This window comes from Haloarcula sp. CBA1115 (genome assembly GCF_000827835.1).
Classification (GTDB): domain Archaea; phylum Halobacteriota; class Halobacteria; order Halobacteriales; family Haloarculaceae; genus Haloarcula; species Haloarcula hispanica.
Window position 1 is genome coordinate 937,067 of record NZ_CP010529.1, and the last position, 20,107, is coordinate 957,173.

Consider the following 20,107-nt stretch of genomic DNA (forward strand, 5'->3'; position numbering starts at 1 on the left):
GACGACACTATACGTTTTCTCCCGCTTGAACGGTTGGAACTCCGTAACCGGGGCGAAACGAGGACCTGCCAACGAGACAGTCAGATATCCACCGGACACCCGTTGATCTCGCCGCCGCGCATCCCCTCGGCGAGCCAGTAGATAGAGAGGGTCAACACCGCGAGCGCCAGCAGCGCGAATTCCAGCCCATCCAGTGGCAGAAACAGCAACGAGGTCGAGACGCCGAGCAGCGACAGCAGGCCCAGCAGGACCGCCGACCCACAGGCCGCACAGCCCGCGCCGAGCGTTCCGAGGACGACACCCGCGACGCCCGCGCCGCCCTGCTGGAGGTCGAGGCCGTGTTCGCGGAAGTGGTAGGTCACCAGCCCGATGTCGATACCGGTGAGGGCGGCGACGACGACCAGCAGGATTCCCTGTGCAGGGTTGAACGACGTACCGACGAACGGGTACAGCTCCCCGAGCACGCGCAATCGGCTGGCGAGCGGGAGCGACCCACCGACCACGAGGTCCAGCACCAGCGGGACGTTCAGCGAGACGACGAACAGCGTCAGCGAGACGATTGCGGCGATCACGGCGACTGCCGCGTAGACTGGCAGCGTGAGCACGAGCCTGACCGTCCGGCCCATGAGCCGCCAGTCCCCGCGCGTCGTCGGCAGGCGGAGCCCCTCTGCGGTGCTCATCCGTCGTGCTCTCCCAGCGCCTCCGCGATGAGTTCGTAGCTGACGCTCCCGTTGACCTTCGTCACGAACTCGCCGTCCTCGAACAGCAGGATAATCGGCGTCGTCTCACCCAATCCGGCGTCCTCGGCCGCCTGGATATCGGCCTGAACGGCGTCATCGTGGGCACGGTTTCGGGCGTCGCTTGCGACCGCCTCGCCGTCTACCTCGGTCTCCTCGGTGAGAAACGTCGCCGTCCGCGCCAGAACGTTGTCCGGGTCGAACGACGACTGCTCGGCGAAGTAGTGATCGAACAGCGACCAGTACGCCTCGCTGTCGCGGGCGAACGTCGATTCCAGCGCCTGCGTCGCTGGCTCACCCCAGGGATAGATCACGGGGTAGGTCCGGACGACGTACGCGCCTTTGCCCGCGTCCACGATGTTCTCCCGAATGTCCGGCAGCGTGTTCTCGTGGAAGCGGCGACACGTAGGACAGGAGGGGTCTTCGAACGCCAGGATGACGTGGCCGCCCAGTTCGCCGCGGCGGGGCTGGGCGTCGAGGTCGGCGGCCGCCGGGTGGCTGTCGACGGATTCGACGCTGTCCGCCTCGCTACTGCACCCAGCGACTGCGCCGACGACACCCACCCCGGAAAGTGCTAGAAAGCGTCGTCTGTTCATATACGACTGGTTGGCCCGCGTTGGTTTAGCGTTTGTTCCACTATGTGGCCACGATGAGTAACCGTCTTGTCGCCAGCGGCGGTAGCATCTGCCGGCCGATGACGACGACTCACGGGGCCGAACCGGGGTGACTCCCCGGTGGTGACGAGCCCTATGAGTGCCGAGGCCGCTATTTTTGACGGTAGAAGTTGTCTCTGGGGCAGTCTGGTTGTGGCCACAGTAGACATAGGCCCCGGTCAGGGCTGCGCCGGACTGGCAGACGCGGATTTATGAACGGTGCCGAGCAAACGTATAGTATGGCCGCCGAAATTTCCGACCGTGTTCGAGAAATCGCGGAGGCCCGCGGCCTTCCGGAGTCCGAAGTGTTCGCGCGGGCACTCGAACGCGGGCTCGAAGACCTGTGGGAGGACCTCGTGCTCGCACAGTACCTCGATGGGGAACTCGACCGCGAGGAAGCCATCGAGCACGTCGGGCGGACGAAAGTCGAGCGAGCGGAGCGAGAGCGTGAGGTCGTCGAGGAAGACGTTGACTGGGGCTTGAACGCGTGACGCCTGCGGCCGTTTCGGACGCAGGACCGCTCATTCACCTCGCCGAAAGCGGTTCACTCGAACTGCTCTCGACGTTTGACACGCTCCTTGTCCCGGAGACGGTTTACGAGGAGGTCGACGCCGGTGGTGTTCCGGACGGGGTGGTCGACCTCTCGTACGAACTCGTCGAAGCCGACGAAAGCCGAGTCGGAACTGAGGAACTGGACGCCGGAGAATGCGCCGCGATTGCGGTCGCAATAGAGCGGGGCGTTGTTCTTCTAACCGACGATCTCGCCGCCCGAGAGACAGCATCCGACGCGGGCGTCGAAGTACGCGGTTCTATCGGCGTTATCGCGCTCGGGTATGGTCGCGGATTGCTCGACAGAGACGAAGCGGCATCCCGTATGCGAGCACTCCAGCGTGAGACGAGTCTTTTCGTGACCGAGGCGGTTGTGGAGCGCGGCATCCAGATGCTGGACGAACAGTAACGGGATGAGTGGACTCTATAGACGCTGTAAACACATTCACTATGGATAGATTGTGAGTCTTGAGTGCCGAGGCTCTTACCCCAACTGGTAGCTGTAGCTGACGACCGTTTGCCACGGGTATTTCTGCGGTTCGGTTGCAACTGACATGATCTGGATCTGGGACGACAGCGACTGCGATGACTCTCCTGTAGAGAGTCCCTCTGTGGAGATCCCCAACAGTTAGGGACTAAATTGTACACGATTTTATTGTTTTGCTATCAATGTTGATATTCTCGGCAACGGTTTTTTGACTATCATTAGCTCAGGTTGAGCAATGATAGATGAGAGAGGAGAGCCATGGACTGGGAGCCGGCGACGGTTACTCGGGATGCTCGCAACTGGCGGAACAGCCACGCTGGTCGGCTGTTCGACTGGCGGAGAGACGGAATCAAGTACAGCCGAAAGCGGGGGCGAAGCCGCCGGGTCGACCGACGGCTCGCTGTCAGTCGTTGTCAGCTCGAAAGGCTACACAGAGCAGTTGAACCTCGGGTACATCGCCTACGAATTGCTCGCCAACAACACGGGTGTGAGTCTTGTGGACGAAACCGGCTTCGGCGGGAACGCTGCACACGCCGAAGCGTATCAGGCCGGCGACATCCACGCGTACTACGATTACATGGGGTCACTGTGGGCTGCGCACCCGCCCAAGCACGACGAAGCCGACTTCGAGACACCTGACGAGCAGTACGAAGCGCTGAAGTCCGAGATGGAGTCGGAACACCCGATACGGATTCTCGACCGCGCGGACTGGCAGAACACATGGGCCGTGTTCATCCGCGAGGACGCTATCGAAGGGACCAGTATCGAGACAATCAGTGACCTCGCCGGTTACGTCAACGACGGGAACTACGACATTAGACCGGCGTTTGGCGACGGATTCAGGACTCGTAGCGACGGCTTCGATGCTTTGCTTGAATACTACGGGTTTGAGGGCGAGCATGTGGAGCGCTGGGAGGCAGAACAGGAGTTCATCGAGGCGGCGTCGGCGCAGGCGGCTGGCACGGCTGTCGACGAAGGCTACGCCGATCTCAGCTTCGGGTACAGCACCAGCGCGTGGCTCACAACCGTTGAAGACATCGTGTACCTCGATGACGACCGGAACTTCTGGCCGTTTTTCCACCCGGTCGGCGTCGTTCACGAGGACGTCGCGACGGACGCCGTGGTGTCGGCGCTGAACAAGATGCCGGACGCCATTCCGGACGCGAAAACGATGCAAGAGCTGAACAGTCACGCAACCGAGGTCGGCAGCCAGCAGGCGGTTGTTGACCACCTCACGGCCAACGGCTTCATCTGAATCAGTATGGAAGAATCTACAGCACATTCAGGCGACGGTGACGACGAATCAGCAGACGCGACAGCGTCAGCGGCCTCGGACACGACAGCGCTGGAGCGAGTGAAAGCCGTTGCGCTGCTGCCAGTCCGGTCGTACCTCGTCAAGTTCGCTGTTGCGTTGCTCGTGATCGTGGTACTCATCGCGGCCGGCGGGTTCTGGGTGCAGGGGAACGCAACTGCCACACTCGAAGACGACACGGCACAACAGCTCGTACAGGAGGTCAACGCCGAGTCCGGCCTGTTGAACGAGTGGATTGAGCGCAACGAACGGCCGGTGCTCGTCGCGTCAAACAATCCGCTGCTCGGTTTCAACGCGACGCGCGAAGACCAGCAGGCCTACACGGAACGGCTCGCCGCGGATGAGCTCCAGTCCGACCGCGTCGCTGCCGTCCACCTTGCAGACCCCACTGTCGGCACAGCGGGGGAGGCAAGGATTGTGGCGAGTACTGACGAAACGCTCCGCGGAACGCGTGTCACATCGGACGCACATCCGTGGGTCGACCGGACTCGGTCTATCGGCCGCGACACAGTGGTTTCATCGAACCCGTACACGAACGCGAACGGCAAGCGAGTGGTCAGTTCGATGAGTGTCGCCGCCGACTTCACGCACGTACTCGTGGTCGAGTACGACGCCAGCGACCTGAGCAAGCAGTTCAGCACTGGTATCGACGGGACGTTCACACAGGTGGTCCGCCCGACATCGAGTTCGACTGAGGTGTTGTTCTCCGACGCCGGCACCGATGCCGTCGGACAGCCGTACATCCCGAACCAGTCACAGTCCGACATCCCGGAGATCAGCACGGCTACCGAACAGGGCACCTTTACCGACACGCCAGCGAAGGACGCAGTGCTTGACACCGACCACGTCGCCGCGTACGCGACCATCCCCGGCACAAACTGGGTCGTCATCAAGCACACGCCTGCGGCGAACGCGTTCGCGCTGAGCGAGCAGATTCGGACCGATATCCTGGCGTTCATCCTGCTCGCGCTCGGTGGCGTTGTCGTCGTGGGTGGAACGATTGGACGGAACACGGCGACATCCGTGCAACAGCTCTCTGCGGCCGCTACTGCCATCGAGCAGGGAGAGTACAATGTCGACGTTTCGAGCTCTCGCCGGGACGAAATCGGTCAGTTGTTCACGTCTATCGGGAGTATGCGCGACGCACTCGTCTCGAAAATCGACGAAGCCGAGGCTGCCCGTGAGCAAGCAACAGACGCCCAGGAGGAGGCGGAAGAAGAGCGAGCCCGCGCCGAGCAGGCAAAGGAAGAGGCTGAGACGCTCGCGGCGGAACTCGAACAGCAAGCAGAGGTATACAGTGACGTGATGGAAGCGTGCGCGGACGGTGACCTGACCCGGCGTCTCCCCGAAAGCGAGACCGACAACGAGGCGATGGCGGCTATCGCGTCGTCGTTCAACGATATGCTCGCACAGTGGGAACGCACTATCGTCGACATTCAGGAGTTCGCGGAGACCGTCACAGCCGCCAGCGAGGAGGCCGAAGTCGGGGCGACTGACGCCGAGCGTGCGAGCGGCGAGGTCAGCGAATCGGTTCAGGAGATCGCGGCTGCCGCCGACGAGCAACGCGATATGCTGGACACAGTCTCGGGAGAGATGACTGACCTTTCGGCAGCTATCGAAGAGGTAGCTGCGTCCGCTGACTCGGTTGCGGAGCACTCGAATCAGACCGCTGACGTCGCCCGAAAGGGCGAAGACACGGCCAGAGACGCGCTCGAAAGTTCACGCAGAGTACAGGAGGCAATCGACACGACTGTCGAGAACGTCGAACAGTTAGACGAGCAGATGGCGGAAATCAGCACCATCGTCGAGCTGATCGCCGACATCGCCGAGCAGACGAATATGCTCGCGCTGAACGCGAACATCGAAGCCGCTCGTGCCGACAAAGACGGCGAAGGGTTTGCCGTCGTGGCCGACGAAGTCAAGGAACTCGCCGGGGAAACGCAGGTATCGGCGACCGAAATAGAGCAACTCATTACCGATGTCCAGTCCCAGACGGAGACGACTGTCGACGAGGCCAGAGTCGCTGAGGAGTCGATGGAAGCAGGCATCAGTGCGGTCGAAGAGGTCATGGAAGCGTTCACAGAAGTGTCGGAGTACGCCGACAAAACGGACGCCGGCGTCCAGGGGATCAGCGACACCACTGACGATCAGGCCGCCAGTACTGAAGAAGCGGTATCGATGACCGAGGAAGTCGCCGACCTCAGTGAATCCACTGCCGATGAGGTACAGAGCGTGTCCGCCGCCGCAGAGGAGCAGGCGGCCTCGATGTCGGAGATCAACGACAGTATCAAATCGCTGAGCGGGCAGGCCGAGCAGCTCAAGGCGCTCCTGTCGGAGTTTGACGTCGCTGTCGACGAAACCGAGCGATCCCGAGACCGCTGATCGACAACAGCGTGAGCACAGACTGACGCTCGGAGCGGTTCGGCACACGCGTTTTCCTGTACCGTTTCGCCGCGTGTATCCACCACAACGCGCAACGCGTCCCAGTACGAGCAGTGATGGAGTCGCAATCCGCGTTGCAGGGACAGCGTGAACCGCCTCGGCCTGCTCCGCCTGTGGATGTTCGTCGAGCGGCTCCGACCTCGCCGGTCGGTTTCGGCGCGTGGGAATCCCCAGTACGCCTTTATTTTGGTCGGGCGAGCAACACATATGAGCGTCATCTGTGAGTTCGAGTTGCAGTCCGCGGATATGCCGCTGTGTGCGGTCGCTGCCGAACTGGACACCCGGCTGATCGTCGACACCGTCGTCTCCGGAACGACCGCGGAGCCGGCACTCGTGTTCTCCGCGACAGGCGTCGAACCGGATGCCCTCGAATCGGCGTTGCTCGGCGACGAGTCCGTCGTGGAGTTTGTCGCCATGGACTCGGCTATCGTCGAGTCCCGCTATCGGGTCGTCCTCGATACGGACTACGTCGAGATGTACACCCAGCTCGTCGACCGGCAGACGTATCCGATGGGTGCGCTCGTGACCGAACACGGGTGGAAGGTGAGTACGCAGTTCGCCGACAGAGCGGACCTCGAAGCGTTCCGGGACGCCTGTCAGTCCAGCAGCGTCACGTTCCGCCCGCATCGGCTCTGCGAGACGGAACACGGCGGCGATGACTACGGACTCACCGCCCCGCAACGAGAGGCGCTGCTGGCAGCCCACCGACTGGGCTATTTCGCCGTCCCTCGCGGAGCAGACCTGACGGAACTCTCGGCAGAACTCGACGCGACCACGTCCGCGATCTCGGAGCGTCTCCGACGTGGAACGGACCAGCTGATCGACCACACGATTGCCAGCTCCGAACAGTGACAGCGGGCTACCCGGAGCGCGGCTATGTCGGCGAGATGTCCCCTCTTATAAACTGCTGTACATATGTTGGCAACAGTTAGGGCTGGGAGTTGCGTAGTACTACATGACGGTGACCCAAAATGACCATCCACCAGCACCCACACGTCACTGACCGCGACGCACACTTCGTCGGCGGCGGTATTGCCTCCCTCGCTGGGGCGGCGTTCCTCGTACGGGACGGCAATATGCCCGGCGAAAACATCCATGTCTACGAAAAGCTGGACGTCGTCGGTGGCGCGATGGACGGCGCTGGCGACCCGGACGAGGCCTACCTGATCCGGGGCGGCAGGATGTTCAACTATCCGGCGTACGAATGTACGTGGGACCTCTTCGAGTCCATCCCGTCGCTCGAAGACGACTCGCGGTCGGTCAAAGACGTGATGGACGAGTTCAACGAAGCGCACCCCTCGTACGCGAAAACGCGGCTGATGCACGAGGGCGAACGGATCGACGCGGGCGAGTACGGACTGACGAGCCAGCATCGACAGTCGATAGCTCGGTTGCTCCTCACGCCCGAACCGCGACTCGGTGACACGCGCATCGAAGAGTGGTTCGACGAGTCGTTCCTGGAGACGAACTTCTGGTACGTCTGGGCGACGATCTTCGCGTTCCAGCCGTGGCACAGCGTCGCCGAAGTCCGGCGGTACATGTACCGGTTCCTGCACGAGTTCCCGCGCCTGCACACCATGGAAGGTATCGACCGGACGAAGTACAACCAGTACGACTCGATGATCCTCCCGCTCCGGCGCTGGCTCGAAGACAGGGGCGTCTCCTTCGAGTACGGCCACGAGGTGACCGATATGGATATCGTCCCGTCGCGGACGGGGCGTACCGTCGAGCGGCTCTACTGTGAGACCGACAGCGGCACCGAGACGGTCCCCGTCGAGCCGTCCGACCTCGTGTTCGTGACGAACGGGTCGATGACCGACGGCTCGTCCATCGGCGGGATGGACGAGGCCCCCGAACTGAACGAAACCGGCGCGTCGTGGGAGCTGTGGAAGTCCATCGCCGAGGACAACCCACAGTTCGGCAACCCGTCGGTGTTCGCGGACAACGTCACGGAGACGAAGTGGGAGTCGTTCACCGTCACCCTGCACAACACCGAGCTGTTCGACCACATCGTCGATTTCACGAACGAGGAACCGGGCAACGGGCTCGTCACCTACCTCGGGTCGAACTGGCTGTTGTCGACAGTCGTCGCCGCCCAGCCACACTTCGCGAACCAGCCGGACGACGTGAAGGTATTCTGGGGCTACGCGCTGTTCCCGGACCGCGAGGGGAACTACGTGGAGAAACCGATGTCCGAGTGTACCGGCCGGGAGATCCTCCAAGAGCTGTGTTACCACCTGCAGTGCGAGGACCGGCTCCCGGGGCTACTCGACGACGTGACCTGCATCCCGGCGATGATGCCGTTCATCACGGCGCACTTCCAGCCCCGGGAGCCCGGTGACCGACCCGAAGTCGTTCCTGACGGGTCGAACAACCTGGCGTTCCTCGGACAGTACGCCGAACAGCCGCGGGACGTGGTGTTCACCGTCGAGTACTCGGTCCGGTCGGCGATGACCGCCGTCTACGAGATGCTCGACCTTGACCGGGAAGTCCCCCCGGTGACCAAACACTACCGGAAGCCCGGTGTCGTCGCGGACACTGTCCGCGCCGCGTACCGCTGAGGGAGGCGACGGCGGTACGGGCGCGGACATTCCAGCACTTTAGTACGGTGACGGAGATGGGTGTGTATGAACACACCGCCGCTCGCCGTCCGGAGGCTGCGATGGTAAACCTCGCGCTCTCGGCGGCACAGCTCGTCTTGGCGCTGGTACTCGTGGGACTGAACGGCTTTTTCGTCGCCGCGGAGTTCGCCTTCGTTCGCGTTCGCGGCACCTCTGTCGAACAGCTCGCTGACGAGGGGAAAGCCGGTGCGGGCTCGCTCCAGGCAGTGATGGCGGACTTGGACAACTACCTCGCGGTGACCCAGCTCGGGATTACGCTCGCCTCGCTGGGGCTGGGGTGGGTCGGTGAGCCCGCCGTGGCGGCGCTGCTGGAACCTGTTCTGGCACCGATACTGCCGGAGACCCTCCTCCACCTCGTGGCGTTCGCGATTGGGTTTACAATCATCACGTTCCTCCACGTCGTCTTCGGCGAACTCGCACCGAAGACGTTCGCGATTGCCCAGACCGAGCGGCTCTCACTGTTGCTCGCACCGCCGATGAAGCTGTTTTACTACCTGTTCTATCCTGGTATCGTCGTCTTCAACGGCTCGGCGAACGCCTTTACGCAACTGCTCGGCGTCCCGCCGGCCTCGGAAACGGACGAGACGCTCGGCGAGCGTGAGATACGCCGGGTGCTGGCTCGGTCCGGCGAAGAGGGGAACATCGACGCGGCGGAGGTCGACATGATAGAGCGCGTGTTCGACCTCGACGATACGGTCGTCCGGGAGGTCATGGTCCCGCGCCCCGACGTCGTGAGCGTGCCGGCCGACGCCACGCTGTCGGATATCCGGGCAGTCGTTTTCGACGAGGGACACACCCGCTATCCGGTGGTCGATGCCGACGACAGCGACCAGATCGTCGGGTTCATCGACGTCAAGGACGTGCTACGGGCCGGCGAGGAAGGCAACGAAAACACGACTGCCGGCGATATCGCCCACGAGATACCGGTCGTCCCGGAGACGACCGCTATCAACGACCTCCTGTTGCAGTTCCGGCAAGACCGCCGGCAGATGGCCGCGGTCATCGACGAATGGGGGTCGCTCGAAGGCATCGCGACCATCGAGGACGTGGTCGAGGCCGTCGTCGGCGACCTGCGCGACGAGTTCGACGTCGACGGCCGCGAACACGCCATCCGCAAGCGAAGCGACGGGAGCTACGACGCCGACGGCGGCGTCCCGCTGTCGACAGTCAGTGAGGCCCTCGGTGTCGACCTCGACAGCGACGCAGTCGAAACCGTCGGCGGGCTGGTACTGAGTCATCTCGACCGCGCGCCGGAAGTCGGTGATACCGCCGAAGCGGCCGGACACGCGTTCGAGGTGACAAGCGTCGACGGCACCCGTATCTCGACGGTTCGGATTCGAGCGAACGACGGCGACACCCCGACCACCGACTGAGCCGGTCCCAGACCCGGGTGACGAGAACAGGGCCAGTCACGGAGTGCCGCCCGTCTACAAGGGCATCAGTCCACGACGGCCGCCAGGCTTCGGTCAACGGCTCGCTCGACGTGCAGCGCCGTCGTGTCGAACAGCGGCGTGTCGGGGCAGTCCGACTGTTCGACGAGGAGTTCGATTTCGGTACAGCCGAGGACAATCCCTTGTGCCCCCGCCTCCACCAGCCCGTTGATGACGTCGAGATACCGCGCTCGTGAGTCGGGGCGCACCTCGCCGGCGGTCAGCTCATCGAAAATAATCCGGTCGACATCCTCACGGGCGCTCGGGTCGGGGACGACCGTCTCGATGCCGTGTGACGCGAACCGGTCGTGGTAGAACGCCCCCGACATCACGGCGTCCGTCCCCAGAACGCCGACGGTCTCGATGCCCGCAGCACGGATTGCCTCCGCCGCCACGTCGACGATGTGGAGGAACGGCACCGAGAGTGCCTCGACCAGTTGGGGCGCGACCCGGTGCATCGTGTTCGTCGCCATCACTACGAAGTCGGCTCCGGCGGCCTCCAGGTCCAGCGCCGCATCGACGAGGATTGACGCGGCGCTGTCCCAGGCCTGGTCACGGATACACTGCTCGATGGCGGCGAAGTTGACGCTCCGGATGACGATATCGCCTGCACTGTGCCCGCCGAGTGCGTCGTTGATTCTGTGGTCGATACGCCGATAGTAGGTCCGCGTCGACTCGCTACTCATCCCGCCGAGGACGCCGATTGTCTGCATTTCGTCTAGTGGCATCGTGGTGACACTCAGTGGCCCCTTCCCAGCGAGTTCGCTTAGCGGTTCCGCCCCCAAGCTCGCCAGTGAGCGTCGACTGGGAGGAGCTGTCTTGGGGAACGCTCTCAGAAGAACTCGCCCAGATACACCGGCTCGGACTGGAACACGGTAGCGAGCGGGTCCCGAACCGAGTCGTCGCGTATCTCCAGGCCGGCCACTCGTTCGGCGGCGTCGACGCCATGGGTCCCGACGGCCAGTTGAGAGAGGGTCGCGATGTCGATGCTCACGTCGGCCGCCGAATCGCTGGCTGGACGCGGGTCGACTGTCGCAGTGCCGCCGCTCACTGACAGTTCGAACAGACCGTCATTGCGGTCGAGCAGCGGGTCGCTGACCGAGAGCGTGCAGTCGAGGCCCCCATCGGGCCAGTCGAGGCGTTCAAGATGAGATATGTCGGTCAGCCGCACCATCGGCCCGGGCTCGACGGTACAGTCGACCGCGCCAGGGTCGTCGACGCGATGGAGGAGGTCGGCGTCGGGTGGCAACTGGAGCGTGACGCGCTCTATCTGTGCGCCGTGGGTCCCGAGGAACGCGAACAGCTCGCGGCGGGCCTCCTCGTCGGCGGCCGCGAACTGTGTGGCCGAGAGCGTGCGGTCGGCATCGTCCGCGACGGTGTACACGACGTACCCACGGAGGTCACCGTTGCGTTCGTAACCGTAGCAGTACGGGACGCCGTCGTCGTCCCAGTCGGCGAGCGTCCGCTCGCGCCACCACGCTTCTGAGCGGCGGAGCGAAAGCGCCGTCCCGGCGGCTGAAGCGGACTCAACCTGACGGAGACGCTCCCAGTCGTCGGCGTCGAGGCGGACCATTTGTCCGGCGGTGTCGTGGTCTGGAAGTGCCGACGGCGGCAGATCGAAGCGGCGATATGTGTTCGCCGTGCTCCAGCCCAGGCGGCGGTAGAACGGCGTCGAGAACGGCCAGAGGGTGACGAACCCGACATCGGCCTCGCGGTACTCGTGTAAGGCGTGCCGGCAGAGGTCGGCGGCGTATCCTTTTCGGCGGTGTTCGGGCGGCGTCGCAACCGCGCCGAGGCCGCCGACCGTCGCCGCTTCGCCGCGAACGGTCGTGTCGAGATGGTACAGTTTGCAGACTGCTCGAAGCGTGTCACCGTCGTAGAGGCCCCGCTGGTCGAACAGCGACGGCGGCCAGTCACTATCGGGGTCCGGCGTCACCGGACCCGTTTCGGGCGCGAACGCGTACTGAAGTATCCGCTGGCAGGCTTCGCGGTCAGTCGTCGGGACAGGGCGGAATTCGGACATACCGACGCAGGCGTTCGCCAGCTACAGAAACCTAGTCATCTGTGGACCGACGCCGTGGCTGTCTCCGAATACTGCGCCGTCACGGCACGTACCAGATACCCCGGTCACGGTCGAGGACCGACCCGACGATGATGTGCGGGAGCGCGACGATACTGATGAACACGCTCCAAAACGCCACCGCGCCGGGGAGCAGGTCGCTCGCCCCCAGTGGGTTCGGGAACGCCCAGTAGACGGCGGCGAGGACGCCGAAGGTGGCCAGCGCCCCGACGACGAGGACGACCCAGGCGCGCAGTGCAACGGTCGAGGCGTCCGCGCCGCCGAGCAGGTCCCAGCGCTCGTCGCCGACCGGCTCTTGTTCCACGGATGCCGTCCGCGCCACCTGTCGGGCGGAGTACCAGAACGGGAAGTACAGACCGACGGCGACGAGGACCGGAACGAACGCGAAGTATACCGCAAGCAGCAGCGACTCTCCGGCATCGACAAGCCAGGAGCGGCCGCCGCCGCGGGCGTAGCCAAGCAGGATGTGCGTCGTCAGAGCGAGTCCGTACCCCGACCCGATGACGAGCCGGGTTGTGTCGAATGACCCTGCGTACGACGAGAGGGCACCGGGTTCGACGAGGCCGACCATCAACGAACTGAACGCGTGGAACGTCTCCGGCCAGAACACGATGGGGACGAGCATCACCGCGCCGCCGCGGACGGTCGCCGCCAGACCGCGCTGGAACCGGGTCTGGAGGTGCTCGGTCCCGCTCGTGGCTTCCAGCACCTGTAGGCCGCCGATTCCGCCCTTCGCCATGGCGACGGTCAGCGCCAGCGCGAGGCCAGCGACTGGCGCAACGAGGAACAGGCCGACGAACCCGCCGATAGCCGCCAGATACACCGCGACGTAGCGCCAGCGAAACGAGGGGCGACGGCGGCGGAGGTTCTCGAAGTGCTCGTACCCGCCGTGGGGGAGATTGAGCGCGACCATCCCGACGAGATACACCACCATCTGGGCCCGGAGCGGAACCCTGACGCCGACGGTGCCGAGGAGACCGAACGTGACGGCGAGTACCAGCAGGCTCGCCCGCGAGAGCCAGAGCGACGGATGGCGGTCGGTGTCCCGATGCCGCTGCCAGACGGACCCCAGGCCGGTCGTGGGCATATCGTGGCCCTAGGGAAATACTCACAATAAACGAGACAAGCGATTCCAGCGAACTGGGAACGGCCCAGTGGATTAATGATGACAGTGTCTGTTGTGAGGTCTTGAGAATCCAGACAACCCTTTTTCAGTCATAGTCGCTAGCGGCTGCTATGCGTGATGGCCTCCCTCGCGACCGGACGGTGACCGTCGTCGGCGGCGGCTTCGGCGGCCTCTCGGCTGCGTGCTATCTCGCTGACGCCGGGGCCGACGTGCGACTGGTCGAACGCCACGACCGCCTCGGCGGCCACGCGGGCGTCCTCGAACGGGACGGCTTCCGGTTCGACACCGGCCCGTCGTGGTACCTGATGCCCGACGTGTTCGAGCGCTTCTTCGGCCACTTCGACCGCGAGCCCGCGGACTACTACGAACTGGAGCGACTGGACCCCCAGTACCGGGTGTTCTGGAAGGACGGGGACCGCGTGACGATGCAACCGAACCGCCAGAACGCCCGCGAGGTGTTCGAATCCTACGAGGACGGGGCCGGCGACGCACTGGCTGACTATCTCGACACGGCCGAGCGCAACTACGACCTGGCGATGGACCGGGTCGTCTACGAGGGCCGCGAACGACTGCGTGACTACGTCGACACCGACCTCCTCCCGCTTGCGCCGCGGGCGCGGCTGTTCGGCTCGATGGACGACTACGTCGGCCGCTACGTCGACCACCCGAAGCTCCGGCAACTGCTCGAATACACGCTGGTGTTTCTGGGCGGGGCGCCACACAACACCCCGGCGCTGTACAGCATCATGAGCCACGTCGACCTGAACATAAACGTGTTCTACCCGGAGGGCGGCATCGCCGGCGTCGTCGACAGCCTCGGGTCGCTGGCGCAAGAACTCGGTGTCGACATCCGGACCGGGACCGAGGTCCAGCACATCGCCGGCGAGGCGGGGGCGTTCGAACTGACTATCGACGACGGCGTCGTCGCCTCCGACATCGTGGTCAGCAACGCCAACCCCGCCTACACCGAGCAGAATCTGCTCGACCCCGCCGTTCGCGACCACGACCCGGACCACTGGGACGACCAGACCTACGCGCCATCCGCGTTCATGCTGTATCTCGGCATCGAGGGCGACGTGGGTCCGCTGGCGCATCACTCGCTGGTGCTGCCGACAGACTGGGACGACCACTTCGAGCAGATATTCGACCGTCCGGCGTGGCCCGACGACCCCGCCTACTATCTCTCGGTCACGTCGAAGACCGACGAGACGGTCGCCCCTGACGGTCACCACGCCGTCGTCGTCCTCGTCCCCATCGCACCGGGGCTCAACGACGGCCCCGAGATTCGACAGGAGTACCGGGAGTTCGTGCTGGACGACCTCGCGGAACAGACCGGCGTGGACCTCCGTGACCGCATCGTCGTCGAGGAGTCGGCCTGCGTGAGCGAGTTCGCCGAGCGCTTCGGCGACCCCCAGGGGACGGCGCTCGGGCTGGCCCACACGCTGTTCCAGACCGGGCCGCTTCGCCCCGGCCACCGCGCCGGCCTCGAGGGGCTCTACTACACCGGGGCCTACACGACCCCCGGTATCGGGATGCCGATGTGTCTCATCAGTGGCGAACACACCGCCCGCGATATCATCGAGGACAGCCCGTTCGAGACGAAACAGGACCGTTCGGCCTCGACGGCGGACTGACGCCGTCGCTTTCGGTTCGTCGTTTGTGTGGACCGTCCGAGTCACAACATGATACTGTAACGCACAGACCGCAGCCCAGCCTCGAACGGTTTATTGTCCCGCTTCAGGTAACGGGGGCATGGAGAAGCTCCGCGAGTCGCTGCACGAAGCTCCGATCATCGACAAGGACGGATACTCCTACCTGGTCCACCCGCTCAGCAACGGCGTCCCGATGCTGGAGCCGGAACTCCTCCGCGAGGTCGTCGTCGGCGTGACGCGGGCGGCCGACCTCGACGTGGACAAGATCGTCGCGCCGGAGGCGATGGGTATCCACATCGCGACCGCGCTCTCGCTCCAGACGGACATTCCGCTCGTGGTCATCCGCAAGCGTTCCTACGGCCTCGACGACGAGGTCCCGCTGCACAAGACCACCGGCTACTCCGAGTCGGAGATGTTCATCAACGACATCGAGGCGGGCGACGACCTGCTCATCGTCGACGACCTGCTCTCGACCGGCGGCACGATGGCCTCCATCTGCGAGGCGCTCGACGATATCGGGGCGGATATCTCGGACATCGTCGTCGTCTTCCGGAAACAGGGCGAGTCAGCGCTTGACGACACCGACTACGAAGTGACCAGCCTGCTCGATATCTCGGTCGATCAGAACGGCGTCACCATCCACGACTGAGAAGACTGCTGTCCCTGTTTACGCCTGCTCGACAGCGGCGGCCATGTGCTCTCGGGCTTCCTCGGGCGTCATCCCGCGAACGCCACACGCACAGGAGAGCAGTTCGGGGTCGGTCAGGTCGTCGACCTCCTCGGCGCTGGCCCGTTCGAGCGCGTCGTCCGCGGCGTCGTAGTCGAAGGTCACCCGATATGTGACCTGTGCCACCCCCTCGATCTGGTGGGACTCGTCGGGGTCGGGGTCGGGGTTTGCGATGGCCTCAGCGTGCTCTTCCTGCATCGCGGACTTCCACTGTTCGAGGTTCGCCTCGGGGTCCGAATCATCAGGCATACGCTGGCTGTCGGCGGCAGGCCTGAAAAAGCGAGCGCTGGCGCTCCGGTCAAGCGGGAGCCGAGAAAGAGGGCGACTCTCGGAACGCTTTTTCCGCCAGCAAACGCTGGCTTCCCTGTGGGCGATTCTCGATCCGATTCCGACCGAGCCCGGTTCCTGTTGGCCGCGGCGACTACCGTCGCCACCGTTGCGACGGCCGGCAGCCTCTATCTCTCGCTGGGCCTCGGGCTGACCCCCTGTCGGCTCTGCTGGTATCAGCGAATCCTCATGTATCCGCTGGTGGTCGTCCTCGGCGTCGCCGCCGTCGAGAACCGGCCCGGTGTCGTCCGGACGGCGCTGCCGCTGGCGGTGCCGGGGGCCGCCATCGCGGCCTACCACTCCTGGCTGCAGGTAAGCCAGACCACTTGCGGTCTCGGGGCGGTTAGCTGTGCCCAGATACAGTACCGGGTGTTCGGCCTGACCGTGCCGAACCTCTCGCTGACGGCGTTTCTCCTAGTGACCGGGCTGGTCGTCGCGGCGTCCGTGAAGCGGTCGTAGAGTACCGGTCAGCCTTCGCCGCGACCAAACCCCTTTTTCGGGTAGCCCCGCGTGGCTCCGGTATGGAATACACCAGACTCGGTTCGACCGGAACGACGGTTTCACAGCTGTGTTTCGGCACCTGGCGCTTCGGCCGGGAGACCGGCGGCGTCGTCGAAACCGACCGCGAGGAGGCCCACGAACTGCTGGACGCGGCGTGGGAGCGGGGCATCAACTTCATCGACACCGCCAACGTCTACGGCAACCCCAACGGGACCAGCGAGGAATACATCGGCGAGTGGCTCGACGACTACGACCGTGAGGACTTTGTCATCGCCTCGAAGGTGTACTTCCCCTTCGACGGTCGCGGCGAGCCCGGCCCCAACGACTCTGGTCTCGGCCGCAAGCACATCCGCGCACAGATCGAGGGGACGCTGGACCGCCTCGACACGGACTATCTCGACCTCTACTACATCCACCGCTGGGACGAGCACAGCGACATCGAGGAGACGCTGTCGACGCTCGACGACCTCGTCCGCGCGGGCAAGGTCCACCACCTCGGCGCGTCGACGATGGCCGCCTGGCAACTGACCAAGGCCCTCTGGAAGAGCGACGTCGAGGACTACGAACGCTTCGAGGTGACACAGCCGCTCTTCCACGCCGGCTACCGCGATGACGTGAAAGACTACCTCGATGTGTGTGCCGATCAGGACATCGCTGTCTGTCCGTACTCGCCGCTGGCCGGCGGCTTCCTCACGGGCAAGTACGAGCGCACGGACGACGACGACCCGACGGCCTTCGAGGGGCCGGAAGGCTCCCGAGGCTCGCTGTCCGACCGCTTCGAGGATTTCTACCTCTCGGAGCGCGGCTGGCACGTCCTCGACGAACTCCGCGCCGTCGCGGACGAACTCGACGCCACCCCCGCCCAGGTCGCGCTCCGCTGGCTCATCGAACAGCCGGATATCACCTGCGTCCCCATCGTCGGGGCCCGCACCGTCGACCAGCTCGACGAGAACGTCGGCGCGGCCGACATCTCGCTGTCCGACGACCAGTTCAACCGGATCGTGAGTGCCCGCTACGCCGAGGACGGCGAGCGCTGGGGCCACCGGGCGTAATCTACAAACTGACCGAACCGCGTTGTAGTCGGGATAGTCCGCTGTCGTTCGGAGGGGACTGGGATATACTCCTGACCCGGTCGGAACGCCCGGCCGACTGCCGACGGCTCTATGATGCCGATTTGCTGGCCCTGTCACCGGACGCAGTCACTGCCTCAGGCGCAATCGCCCCGAACAGCCAGACTGCGCCGCCAGCGACGAGAAACAGGCCGCCAAGCGCCGCAACTGCTGTGGTCGCCGTGGTTGCATCCGCCGCCACCCCAGCAGCAAGTGCCAGCGGCGTCCGGAGAGCCATATACGACATCGAGACCGCTGATAGCAACGTCGCCCGCCCGACCGCCTCGACATGGTCGTTAATATACCCGTTTGCGATGGGCTGGACCAGCGGCTTCGCGGTTCGGACTGTCGCGAACGTCGGTAGTACCACCAGCGCAATCCACAGCGGTACCACGAGCGCGACAGCCGTCAGGGCTGGCACGACGATCACGGCTTTGCGGACGCCGAGACGGGCCTCAATTGCGCCGGCGTAGTAGCCGCCAGCGGACGAGACTGCTGTCAGGGCGGCGTACAGCACACCCAGTCCGAGCGCGAGCGCCGCGCCGGCCTCACCTGCTCGCGCCGCCGCGATCGGACCACCAGCAGGGACCTCTACGCCGAGAGTGGCGACGTACGGCCCCAGCGTCTCGACCGCCATCGGCTGGACGTAGGTGTGAGAAACGCTCAACACGGCATAGAACAGTCCGATGTACAGTATCAGTGCTCGGAGCGGCGGTCGAGCCAGATGCGTGCGGATGACGGCGACGGTTTCCAGCGGATCGAGACGGTCGCCGGAGTCAGAGTCACCACCCCGGTCTGCGTACTGCCGGTTCTTCGGCAATGAAAGCAGTGCGACGGACCCGAGGCTATTGAAACCGACCGCAGCAACGAACGGATAGATCGGGTCCAGCCCGTACAGCAGGCCACCGACAACCATTGAGACTGCCGCAGTCCAGTTCTGCATCGCGTCACCCCGGCCGCGGATATGGCTGAACTGCCCGCTATCGAGTCGTTCAGAGAGTGTATCGTACAGCCACGCATCCATACTCCCCGAGCGTAACGTCAGCGCCAGCGCCCACAGTGCATAGAGGAAGCCGTACCAGAGAAACCCCGAAGCGAGAACGAAGCCTGCGAGTGAGGTAACGGTGAACAGCACGCTGAGAAGGAGGCTCGCACGCCGCCCGAGCCTGTCACCGACGTAGCCTGTTGGTATCTCGCCGACGACTGACAGCGCCGAACAGACCGCTGAGAGGACACCGACCTGTGTGAACGTCAGTGTTCGCAGGAGAAACAAGGTGAAAATGGGAGTTATGAATCCGACCGAAATCGTGGCACGGTACAGGTAGTACCGGCGCACTAACCCACGGTCGGATACCGGTCCGAACATACGGACGTTGTCACTTTCGGGGGACTAAAGCACTTCCTGAAACGTGATTCAGTACGATTTTTGACAGGAGAGTGCAGATATCAGCACCCAACGATAGTATTGCAGGGTACTGTGAAGCGTTAGACCGTTTCCGATGGGTCGGTGACCTCGTCAGCGGCCGGATACACGCCGACCTGGTCGCAGTGGCCCGCCAGCGGGCAGGCGTCGGGGTCGTCCAAACAGGCCGGCTTCCGGGCGCTACAGTACTCCCGGCCGAACTGGATCATCGCGGTATGTCCGAAGCCGCATTTCTCCCCAGGGACGTCGCGTTCCAGATACTCGCGGACAGTCTCGTGGTCGGCGTCGGGCGGGGCCAGCCCCATCCGGCGGGCGATGCGGTGGACGTGTGTATCGACGGGGAACACACCGCCGCGACCGCCCGCGAACAGCAGGACGCAGTCGGCGGTCTTCGGGCCGACGCCGTTCATGTCGAGCAGCGTTGACCGCACCTTCTCGGGGTCGCTGTCGCGGACGAACTCGTCGAAGCCCGCTTCGCCGCCGTACTCCTCGCAGATACGCTGAGCGAGGGCGATGATGCGCTCGGACTTCTGGTTGTAGAGCCCGGCCGAGGAGATGGTCTCGGCGAGTTCGGGTTGGTCGGCGTCGGCCAGCGCGCGGGCGAGGTCAGCATCGGTGCCGCCACCGCTCGCAGCCCCGCCGCCGCTCCCGTACCGCGCCATCAATTCGTCGTGGGCCGGCTGGCTCGCCTTGTCGGAGGTGTTCTGGCTGAGAATCGTCCGGACCAGACACTCGAAGGCGTCCCGGCCGCCGTAGGTCTTCGTCCAGTACATTTCGCCGAGGCGGTCCACGATAGCTTCGGCCCGCGTCCCAGCCGTTTCCGGGTCGAACGTGGCTGACTGGCCGCCGCCAGCGGTCCCGCCGCTGATGTTCTCCGCTGGTTCCTCGTCGCTCATATCCAGTGCCAGGGCCGGCGGACTCAAAACGCCTA

Annotated in this window: 19 protein-coding genes; 11 read left to right on the forward strand and 8 right to left on the reverse strand. The window is 64.4% G+C overall.

The window, feature by feature from the left end:
- Positions 1-80: 80 nt before the first annotated feature.
- Entirely contained in the window at positions 81-680 is a 600-nt protein-coding gene (locus SG26_RS04540; protein ID WP_014041095.1) for a hypothetical protein, read from the reverse strand.
- Entirely contained in the window at positions 677-1,333 is a 657-nt protein-coding gene (locus tag SG26_RS04545) for a thioredoxin domain-containing protein (RefSeq protein WP_014041096.1), read from the reverse strand. Before SG26_RS04545 ends, SG26_RS04540 begins: the two co-directional genes overlap by 4 nt.
- Before the next feature lie 296 nt (positions 1,334-1,629).
- On the opposite strand from SG26_RS04545, the gene SG26_RS04550 reads away from it, so the two are divergent.
- The 7 genes from SG26_RS04550 (at position 1,630) to SG26_RS04580 (ending at position 10,174) form a co-directional block, all read left to right on the forward strand.
- Positions 1,630-1,881 carry a hypothetical protein gene (locus tag SG26_RS04550; RefSeq protein WP_014041097.1) on the forward strand — a complete coding sequence of 84 codons (252 nt, stop codon included), beginning with the start codon at positions 1,630-1,632 and terminating at the stop codon, positions 1,879-1,881.
- Positions 1,878-2,348 (forward strand): hypothetical protein, encoded by a 471-nt coding sequence (locus SG26_RS04555; protein WP_014041098.1) that lies wholly within the window; start codon positions 1,878-1,880, stop codon positions 2,346-2,348. Before SG26_RS04550 ends, SG26_RS04555 begins: the two co-directional genes overlap by 4 nt.
- Positions 2,349-2,661: 313 nt before the next feature.
- Entirely contained in the window at positions 2,662-3,681 is a 1,020-nt protein-coding gene (locus SG26_RS04560) for a glycine betaine ABC transporter substrate-binding protein (RefSeq protein ID WP_044951992.1), read from the forward strand.
- A 6-nt stretch (positions 3,682-3,687) separates the two neighbouring features.
- Positions 3,688-6,120, forward strand: coding sequence for a methyl-accepting chemotaxis protein (locus SG26_RS04565; protein ID WP_050036955.1), 2,433 nt, complete (start codon positions 3,688-3,690; stop codon positions 6,118-6,120).
- Positions 6,121-6,387: 267 nt separating this feature from the next.
- Entirely contained in the window at positions 6,388-7,032 is a 645-nt protein-coding gene (locus SG26_RS04570; RefSeq protein WP_050036956.1) for a helix-turn-helix domain-containing protein, read from the forward strand.
- A 119-nt stretch (positions 7,033-7,151) separates the two neighbouring features.
- Positions 7,152-8,741, forward strand: a complete 1,590-nt coding sequence (locus SG26_RS04575) for an oleate hydratase (RefSeq protein WP_050036957.1) — start codon at positions 7,152-7,154, stop codon at positions 8,739-8,741.
- A 56-nt stretch (positions 8,742-8,797) separates the two neighbouring features.
- Positions 8,798-10,174, forward strand: a complete 1,377-nt coding sequence (locus SG26_RS04580) for a hemolysin family protein (protein ID WP_050036958.1) — start codon at positions 8,798-8,800, stop codon at positions 10,172-10,174.
- A 65-nt stretch (positions 10,175-10,239) separates the two neighbouring features.
- Here SG26_RS04580 and SG26_RS04585 read toward each other — a convergent pair whose 3' ends face one another.
- From SG26_RS04585 to SG26_RS04595, 3 genes are all read right to left on the reverse strand, one after another.
- Positions 10,240-10,959, reverse strand: a complete 720-nt coding sequence (locus SG26_RS04585) for an aspartate/glutamate racemase family protein (RefSeq protein ID WP_050007550.1) — start codon at positions 10,957-10,959, stop codon at positions 10,240-10,242.
- Between the two features lie 104 nt (positions 10,960-11,063).
- Positions 11,064-12,254: an enhanced intracellular survival protein Eis gene (gene eis / locus SG26_RS04590; protein WP_050036959.1), complete on the reverse strand. Its 1,191-nt coding sequence runs from the start codon at positions 12,252-12,254 to the stop codon at positions 11,064-11,066.
- A gap of 79 nt (positions 12,255-12,333) precedes the next feature.
- On the reverse strand, positions 12,334-13,398 hold the full coding sequence (locus SG26_RS04595; RefSeq protein WP_050036960.1) for a Brp/Blh family beta-carotene 15,15'-dioxygenase: 1,065 nt from the start codon (positions 13,396-13,398) through the stop codon (positions 12,334-12,336).
- Positions 13,399-13,547: 149 nt separating this feature from the next.
- On the opposite strand from SG26_RS04595, the gene SG26_RS04600 reads away from it, so the two are divergent.
- Both SG26_RS04600 and hpt read left to right on the forward strand, forming a co-directional pair.
- On the forward strand, positions 13,548-15,071 hold the full coding sequence (locus tag SG26_RS04600; protein ID WP_050036961.1) for an NAD(P)/FAD-dependent oxidoreductase: 1,524 nt from the start codon (positions 13,548-13,550) through the stop codon (positions 15,069-15,071).
- Positions 15,072-15,189: 118 nt separating this feature from the next.
- Positions 15,190-15,738, forward strand: coding sequence for a hypoxanthine/guanine phosphoribosyltransferase (gene hpt, locus SG26_RS04605; RefSeq protein WP_014041107.1), 549 nt, complete (start codon positions 15,190-15,192; stop codon positions 15,736-15,738).
- 18 nt (positions 15,739-15,756) lie between these two features.
- Here hpt and SG26_RS04610 read toward each other — a convergent pair whose 3' ends face one another.
- Positions 15,757-16,065 carry a hypothetical protein gene (locus SG26_RS04610; RefSeq protein ID WP_050036962.1) on the reverse strand — a complete coding sequence of 103 codons (309 nt, stop codon included), beginning with the start codon at positions 16,063-16,065 and terminating at the stop codon, positions 15,757-15,759.
- Between the two features lie 117 nt (positions 16,066-16,182).
- Between SG26_RS04610 and SG26_RS04615 the strand changes: the two genes are divergently transcribed.
- Together SG26_RS04615 and SG26_RS04620 are read left to right on the forward strand one after the other, a co-directional pair.
- On the forward strand, positions 16,183-16,602 hold the full coding sequence (locus tag SG26_RS04615; protein ID WP_014041109.1) for a disulfide bond formation protein B: 420 nt from the start codon (positions 16,183-16,185) through the stop codon (positions 16,600-16,602).
- Positions 16,603-16,664: 62 nt separating this feature from the next.
- Positions 16,665-17,696: an aldo/keto reductase gene (locus SG26_RS04620; protein WP_050036963.1), complete on the forward strand. Its 1,032-nt coding sequence runs from the start codon at positions 16,665-16,667 to the stop codon at positions 17,694-17,696.
- Positions 17,697-17,805: 109 nt separating this feature from the next.
- Here SG26_RS04620 and SG26_RS04625 read toward each other — a convergent pair whose 3' ends face one another.
- Entirely contained in the window at positions 17,806-19,119 is a 1,314-nt protein-coding gene (locus tag SG26_RS04625; RefSeq protein WP_050036964.1) for an MFS transporter, read from the reverse strand.
- A gap of 119 nt (positions 19,120-19,238) precedes the next feature.
- Complete coding sequence (nth, locus tag SG26_RS04630; RefSeq protein WP_014041112.1) at positions 19,239-20,072, reverse strand: endonuclease III; 834 nt, start codon at positions 20,070-20,072, stop codon at positions 19,239-19,241.
- Positions 20,073-20,107 lie beyond the last annotated feature (35 nt).

Bases quoted from the DNA above. Each gene is read 5' to 3' on its own strand.
- eis (WP_050036959.1), bottom strand. From the start codon at position 12,254: ATGTCCGAATTCCGCCCTGTCCCGACGACTGACCGCGAAGCCTGCCAG.
- nth (WP_014041112.1), bottom strand. From the start codon at position 20,072: ATGAGCGACGAGGAACCAGCGGAGAACATCAGCGGCGGGACCGCTGGC.
- SG26_RS04565 (WP_050036955.1), top strand. From the start codon at position 3,688: ATGGAAGAATCTACAGCACATTCAGGCGACGGTGACGACGAATCAGCA.
- SG26_RS04580 (WP_050036958.1), top strand. From the start codon at position 8,798: ATGGGTGTGTATGAACACACCGCCGCTCGCCGTCCGGAGGCTGCGATG.
- SG26_RS04610 (WP_050036962.1), bottom strand. From the start codon at position 16,065: ATGCCTGATGATTCGGACCCCGAGGCGAACCTCGAACAGTGGAAGTCC.
- SG26_RS04595 (WP_050036960.1), bottom strand. From the start codon at position 13,398: ATGCCCACGACCGGCCTGGGGTCCGTCTGGCAGCGGCATCGGGACACC.
- SG26_RS04560 (WP_044951992.1), top strand. From the start codon at position 2,662: ATGATAGATGAGAGAGGAGAGCCATGGACTGGGAGCCGGCGACGGTTA.
- SG26_RS04625 (WP_050036964.1), bottom strand. From the start codon at position 19,119: ATGTTCGGACCGGTATCCGACCGTGGGTTAGTGCGCCGGTACTACCTG.
- SG26_RS04620 (WP_050036963.1), top strand. From the start codon at position 16,665: ATGGAATACACCAGACTCGGTTCGACCGGAACGACGGTTTCACAGCTG.
- SG26_RS04585 (WP_050007550.1), bottom strand. From the start codon at position 10,959: ATGCCACTAGACGAAATGCAGACAATCGGCGTCCTCGGCGGGATGAGT.
- SG26_RS04570 (WP_050036956.1), top strand. From the start codon at position 6,388: ATGAGCGTCATCTGTGAGTTCGAGTTGCAGTCCGCGGATATGCCGCTG.
- hpt (WP_014041107.1), top strand. From the start codon at position 15,190: ATGGAGAAGCTCCGCGAGTCGCTGCACGAAGCTCCGATCATCGACAAG.
- SG26_RS04600 (WP_050036961.1), top strand. From the start codon at position 13,548: ATGCGTGATGGCCTCCCTCGCGACCGGACGGTGACCGTCGTCGGCGGC.
- SG26_RS04550 (WP_014041097.1), top strand. From the start codon at position 1,630: ATGGCCGCCGAAATTTCCGACCGTGTTCGAGAAATCGCGGAGGCCCGC.
- SG26_RS04575 (WP_050036957.1), top strand. From the start codon at position 7,152: ATGACCATCCACCAGCACCCACACGTCACTGACCGCGACGCACACTTC.
- SG26_RS04540 (WP_014041095.1), bottom strand. From the start codon at position 680: ATGAGCACCGCAGAGGGGCTCCGCCTGCCGACGACGCGCGGGGACTGG.
- SG26_RS04545 (WP_014041096.1), bottom strand. From the start codon at position 1,333: ATGAACAGACGACGCTTTCTAGCACTTTCCGGGGTGGGTGTCGTCGGC.